The sequence below is a fragment of the Mesorhizobium sp. M0159 genome (assembly GCF_040322295.1).
Lineage (GTDB): Bacteria > Pseudomonadota > Alphaproteobacteria > Rhizobiales > Rhizobiaceae > Mesorhizobium.
In genome coordinates this window covers 1-5,485 of record NZ_JAMYTF010000106.1, presented here as the reverse complement: position 1 = coordinate 5,485, position 5,485 = coordinate 1, and the positions used below count along the sequence as shown (strand labels likewise).

6 protein-coding genes and 1 pseudogene are annotated in these 5,485 nt (G+C 55.6%); 1 reads left to right on the top strand and 6 read right to left on the bottom strand.

Going from position 1 to position 5,485, the window contains the following annotated elements; translation table 11 throughout:
* Nucleotides 1-149: 149 nt before the first annotated feature.
* A pseudogene (locus NKJ32_RS34940) lies at nt 150-377 on the top strand (transposase domain-containing protein); the annotation flags it as partial.
* Between the two features lie 131 nt (nt 378-508).
* Here the strand turns inward: NKJ32_RS34940 and NKJ32_RS34935 are convergent.
* The 6 genes from NKJ32_RS34935 to NKJ32_RS34910 form a co-directional block, all read right to left on the bottom strand.
* The gene (locus NKJ32_RS34935) at nt 509-1,180 is read right to left on the bottom strand and encodes an aspartate racemase/maleate isomerase family protein (RefSeq protein WP_352830470.1); all 672 of its coding nucleotides are present in this window, start codon (nt 1,178-1,180) and stop codon (nt 509-511) included.
* Nucleotides 1,181-1,336: 156 nt separating this feature from the next.
* A complete protein-coding gene (ehuD, locus tag NKJ32_RS34930) occupies nt 1,337-2,020 on the bottom strand; it encodes an ectoine/hydroxyectoine ABC transporter permease subunit EhuD (RefSeq protein ID WP_352830467.1) in 684 nt (227 codons plus the stop codon).
* Nucleotide 2,021: 1 nt separating this feature from the next.
* Nucleotides 2,022-2,678 carry an ectoine/hydroxyectoine ABC transporter permease subunit EhuC gene (ehuC, locus tag NKJ32_RS34925; RefSeq protein ID WP_352830464.1) on the bottom strand — a complete coding sequence of 219 codons (657 nt, stop codon included), beginning with the start codon at nt 2,676-2,678 and terminating at the stop codon, nt 2,022-2,024.
* Nucleotides 2,679-3,464 carry an ectoine/hydroxyectoine ABC transporter ATP-binding protein EhuA gene (ehuA, locus tag NKJ32_RS34920; RefSeq protein WP_352830461.1) on the bottom strand — a complete coding sequence of 262 codons (786 nt, stop codon included), beginning with the start codon at nt 3,462-3,464 and terminating at the stop codon, nt 2,679-2,681.
* A gap of 116 nt (nt 3,465-3,580) precedes the next feature.
* Nucleotides 3,581-4,441, bottom strand: coding sequence for an ectoine/hydroxyectoine ABC transporter substrate-binding protein EhuB (gene ehuB / locus NKJ32_RS34915; RefSeq protein WP_352830459.1), 861 nt, complete (start codon nt 4,439-4,441; stop codon nt 3,581-3,583).
* Nucleotides 4,425-5,485 (bottom strand): amidase family protein (locus tag NKJ32_RS34910; RefSeq protein ID WP_352830457.1); only part of this gene is annotated, 1,061 nt, incomplete at its 5' end. The genes NKJ32_RS34910 and ehuB, both read right to left, overlap by 17 nt.

The window sequence follows — 5,485 nt, the reverse complement described above, 5'->3', positions numbered from 1 at the left end:
ACTGCAAGCTCCTCGGCTCCTTGCTTCAGTGTCAGTATGTCTCGCTCATCACCTCAAGCCGCGCCAGATGGGGTCAGCTTGGCGCTTACCCATAAAGTGCGTGCCAGCGGTAACAAACTTCAACTTCCTGACGATATGGGCAGAATGACCGCGCGATTGCACTCGGCAGAAAGTCGTGGCTCTTCGCTGGGCCGGACCGTGGCGCCGATCGCGCGGCCGTCATGTATACCCTGATCGGCACGGCAAAGCTCAACGATGCCGACCCGCAGGCCTGACTCGCCGATGTGCTCGCCCGCATCGCCGACACTCAGCAAAGCCGGCTGGCCGATCTCCTGCCGTGGAACTGGAAGGCGCAATCTGCAAGATTGGCGGCATGAGTCCGTCCCCGAAGACCGCCGCATCCGAGAGCGTCAACGAGATCGCTACGGTTCGCATCGAGTCTGCCATTAGGTGGCTGAAGGCTCAATCTTGCCGCTTTGCAGGTCTCCTAAAATGTTGTCGCGTCACGCTATGCGTCAGCGCGAGGCAAGTTCAACTCAGCGGTCATCTCGTCGCGAGCCCTGTTCTCGCCTAAGAGATCAAGAGCGTGCCAAGCCATGGAGTTTATGCTTGCCAGAACTGGATATCCCAACGCTCGACCAAGTCGGCCAAGGTCCGATCGCCGTATGGAAAACGCTGCGCAAGATACAAACAACGCATGGACAGGATCTGCCACCGCCAAAAGCGCCCTTAGCTCCGTCTCGATGCGATCGAGGGGAACGCGGGAAACGTCATCGTCGGTGATGAGGTTCATCGGTCCCGACAATGAATGGCTGGCGACTACCTGGATTCCGTGAGTTGCGAAATACGGTGTAAAGGCGTTGTGCACAGTCGGGCCATAAGGAGTCAGCAGCGCAATCCGCTTTATGTCGAACCGTCGCATCATCGCAACCGCGGCTATCCCTGGCGATGTATATGCAAGGCCGGGCCGCGCGGCACTAAGATGATGCAGAAGCGTTTCATTTCCGAGTGCTATGGTAGCTGATGTGCATGAGAATGCGATTACGTCCACCAACTTTCCCGCCGGCAACGTTGCTAGTACAACTTGCCAATCAGGTATCGGGCTAAAGCCACCGGCCGCATGATCCTCTTCATCGTACGAAACACGCGTCGTGAACACTCGCACCGGCGAGCTGGCCATCTCTGTTTTGAAGGCGTCCTCTCCAACGGGGTCTGTGGAGAGTGTTACCAAGCCTATGCCTTTCATCTCGCCAACCTTTCATACTACGAGGCGGGGTGGCATCACCGCGCTCTCATCGTCTGCCCTTTTTCAGCTTTCCGCCGTCTCGTGGATCTTTTAAAACACTGACATGTTGTGATGACGCTTCCGTTCCATCCCGAAACGCCGCTCGAGGTAGCTCAGTGCAATGACAGAAGGGATACTAACGGCCAGAAAAAACAAGCCCACCATGCTCATTGGTTCCAGATACCGGTAAGTCGTGTTGGCGATTGTTCGCGCTTCGCCCATGAGCTCTACTATCGTAATCATCGACAGCAACGGGCTTTCCTTAAACATTTGGACAATGTAATTTCCTAGTACGGGCAGCATAGGGGGAAGTGCTTGCGGAATGATAACGTGCCTCCAAGTCTGAAGCCGCGTTAGGTTGAGGGCCGTGGCCGCCTCCCAAAGACCCCGATCTACATTATCGATACCCGCGCGGTAGACCTCAGACGTATAGCTTGCGTAATGGATGCCAATCGTGACCACCCCGGCCACAAGCGGGCTCAAAAAGATACCAATGTCAGGCAGCACGTAGAAGGTAAAGTACAGTTGCACCAGGAGCGGCGTTCCTCGCACGAATTCGACGCAATAGCGGAGCACTGCCTCCAAGACGGGCCCACCCGAGCGTCTGCCTATGGCGATTGCGAGACCAATCAGCATTGCGAGGGTCGAACCTAAGACGGTCGCATAGACGGTTACCTTCACTCCTTCAAAGAGCTGCGGCAATATATTCAAAGCGAATGACCAATCCCATTCCATGTCAGTTACTCGCCTTTGACGTGGGTTTAAGGCGGCGCTCAGCCAAGCGCATGAGCGAAGACAGGATTGCCGCCAAAACAAAGTATATGATTAGAATAGTGATGAACGGTATCGCTGCGTCGCCAGTCTGCGTACGCACTGTCTGTGCACGGAAGGTGATGTCAGAAACTGAGACCACCGACACGAGCGAGGTCGCCTTTAGCAGTTCAACGGCGCTATTGGAGAATGGCGGTATCATTAGTGGCAAAGCCTGTGGCAAGAGCACATATCTTAGGCGTTGCCAGCGACCGAGGTTCAGCGCGATACAAGCCTCAAACTGCTCAAGCGGCAAGGCCAGCATGGCACCACGCACGATCTCGGACATATAAGCTCCGCCGCCAAGACCGAGGATGAGCACGCCTGCCTCAAAAGGTGTTAAGGAGATACCGAAAATGGGTAGTACGAAGTAAGCCCAAAAGAGCTGTACAAACCCCGATGAGCCGCGGAAGAACTCCATAAACAGCCTGGCCGGGATATGGAGCCAGGCGGTATTGGACAACCTTGCAAACCCTATGGCAAAAGCGACAAACGTTGCCAAAAGACCGCCACATATGGTGAGCTTGATAGTTACCGTCACACCGGCCAGGATGATGGGAAGGAAATCGATCGACTGAGGCATTTAGATACTCAGCCCCGCGGCTACAATCTTGCGCAAGAACTGTTTGGTTCGCTCCTCCTGCGGATTGCAGAATATATCTTGCGGCGGCCCTTCCTCAATGATTCGCCCGCCATCCAAGAAAAGCACACGGTCAGCAAAGTCGCGGGCAAATGTCATCTCGTGGGTGACGAGCAGCATGGTCATGTCTGTTTCCACCGCCAGTTGGCGCATGACATTCAGGACTTCTTCGACTAGTTCGGGGTCAAGCGCCGAAGTAACCTCGTCGAACAGCATTACCTTGGGTTTCAGTGCAAGGGCACGCGCAATTGCCGCGCGTTGCTTCTGGCCGCCGGACAACTCGGACGGCAACGCCTTAGCTTTGTGAGCCATGCCGACCTTCTCAAGCAATTCCATTGCCAAAGCCGTGGCCGCTGCCTCAGATAGGTCTTGGGTAAGGATCGGAGCGAGCGTGACGTTGCGTAGTACCGTCATATGCGGAAAAAGATTGAACTGCTGAAATACCATGCCAACGTTCTTGCGCATCCCATGGAGTTGCGCCCTGCGCTGGCGAGGGCTCAGGCTAGCCATTTCAGGGCTCCAGAGCGGAGAGCCATCTATTGAAACACTGCCACCTTCGATTTTCTCAAGTGTCATAAGGATACGAAGGATCGTAGTCTTGCCCGAACCAGACGCACCGATCAACGCCAGTTTCTCTCCTGGCGACACGCTAAAACTTAGATCGCTTAGAACGATATGGGCGCCGTATTGCTTGCGCACGTTATTGAACTGAACCATCGGAACGGGCATGCAGGACTCCTGAAGAAAGATACCCAAACGCCAAGAGCCGAACAACTGACGGTTAGGGCAAATCGATCGGAAGGCGCCACGCTTTAAGCGCCTCACGACATGAGGTCAGTGATACGTCACTTTCGGCAAAGCTGCTCCATAGATACCGTTTCAATGTCGTGAGCGCCTTCTTCAAAGTCATACTTCTTCATAAGCTGCATATATTTGCCATTTGTCCTGATCTTGCGAAGACCTTCGTTATAGGCGTCTCGCAACTCCGCATTGTCCTTGCTGAAGCCTGCCGCTGCGCAACCCCGGGTGTGTTCGATTCGAACGAGGTGCAAGTCAGCAGAGTTTTCTCTCTCTACCAGCGCTGCTAAGGTGAAAGCGTCATTAGCAAGAACGTCGATCCGCGCGTCCTTTAGAAGCTTTACGCCGCTCGTTGCGTCCGGATACACGACGATATTCTCCTGCTTCACGCCAGCTTCAATCGCCAATTTCTGGTTGCTGCCGCCGGCGACAACGCCAATCGTCAAACCTTCGTCAACTACGTCCTTATAAGTTGCCACCTTGCCGGCGAGCGAGGACGCGATAAGAAAGCCCTCGCTGTTACACGAAACGGGTTCGGAGAAAAGGATCGCGTCGCAACGCTCGGGCCGGATAAAGAGCGCGCCAGCCGATGATAAAGTTGCCCGTTTTGATTGTAGTGCCGGGATCATCGCCCCGTACTCCATAACCTGGCCCGAAAACTTAGTGATACCGACTTCATCCAGAATGGCTGCATCCATTTCCGGCCCCCAGCCACCAGGCGTGCCGTCCGGGTTCATCAGCATGAACGGAGGTTCGTTGGCGATCGCGATGGTTACCCCGTTTTCCCTCGCTTCATCCAGCGTCTGAGCATGCGCGCTGTAAAGCGGAAGTGTTAATGTCGATCCGACCAGAAGTGCAACCAGGCACTGGGGCGACAAAGAAGACAGGCGACTAGGTAGTTTGGTCATTTTCATTCCCCTTTATCGGATGGTGTTGCCGGTCGCTGCGCCGAGATAAAGTACTGTGACTACTGCATGACCGTTCCCCTACCACCTTGGGCCAGGTCCCTTCCTGCGTCAGAAAACGATCCGGGTAGAGTTGCTCATAGGAAAGGGCTGCGCTCAGCACGCCCATGTCATCCCCGCGCGCGCCGATGATTTGGAAGCCGATGGGGAGATCATCAGACGTAAATCCACAAGGAACCGAACAGGCCGGCTGCTGGCTCAGATTGATCGGGAAGCTGAATGACGACCATTCAAATGAGGTTTCGAGTCCGCTTCCAGCAGGAATGTCTCTGCCGACGTCGAAGGCTGCAACGGGAACGGCGGGCGACATGACATAGTCAAATTCCTCAAGAAGTGCGTCCATCTTTGCGCCGAACGCGGCTCGTCGCTGCTCAGCCTGCATGCGCTCGACCGCAGTGTATTTCTGACCAATATGCGCGGCATTGACAAAGCCGGGATCAAGCAGCGCATGGTCCCGGGGGTTGATTGAGGACAGCCGGTTGGCTGCCCCAACAAACCAGTAGAGGAGGAATATCTGGAGCAAATCACCTTGTTCCGGAAGCCGAATTTCGGTAATTGTTGCGCCCGCAAGTTCGAGATCTTTCAGCACAGCTTCGACCGCAACGGCAATCTCGGGGTCTACACTGCCTACGCAAGGTGTCTTCCAGTACCCGACCCGCTTCTCCGACCAATTAACCTGATGCAGCGAGACCTCCAAGAAAGCTTGCGTAGACTGGGTCCAATCCTTCAGATCGCGACCCGACATAGCATTCAGCATCGCCGCTGCGTCCGCAACAGTGCGCGCCATCGGGCCGATATGAGCGACCGTACCGAACGAACTCGGTGGATAGGCCGGAACCCGTCCATAGCTGGGCTTGTGGCCGACGATACCGGTAAAACACGCCGGGATACGTATCGAACCGCCGCCGTCGGTCCCAAGGTGCAGCACGCCCGCGCCGCTCGCCGCCGCTGCTGCCGCTCCTCCGGAAGAGCCGCCGGGCGTTACAT

Bases quoted from the DNA above. Each gene is read 5' to 3' on its own strand.
- NKJ32_RS34935 (WP_352830470.1), bottom strand. From the start codon at position 1,180: ATGGCCAGCTCGCCGGTGCGAGTGTTCACGACGCGTGTTTCGTACGAT.
- ehuD (WP_352830467.1), bottom strand. From the start codon at position 2,020: ATGGAATGGGATTGGTCATTCGCTTTGAATATATTGCCGCAGCTCTTT.
- ehuC (WP_352830464.1), bottom strand. From the start codon at position 2,678: ATGCCTCAGTCGATCGATTTCCTTCCCATCATCCTGGCCGGTGTGACG.
- ehuA (WP_352830461.1), bottom strand. From the start codon at position 3,464: ATGCCCGTTCCGATGGTTCAGTTCAATAACGTGCGCAAGCAATACGGC.
- ehuB (WP_352830459.1), bottom strand. From the start codon at position 4,441: ATGACCAAACTACCTAGTCGCCTGTCTTCTTTGTCGCCCCAGTGCCTG.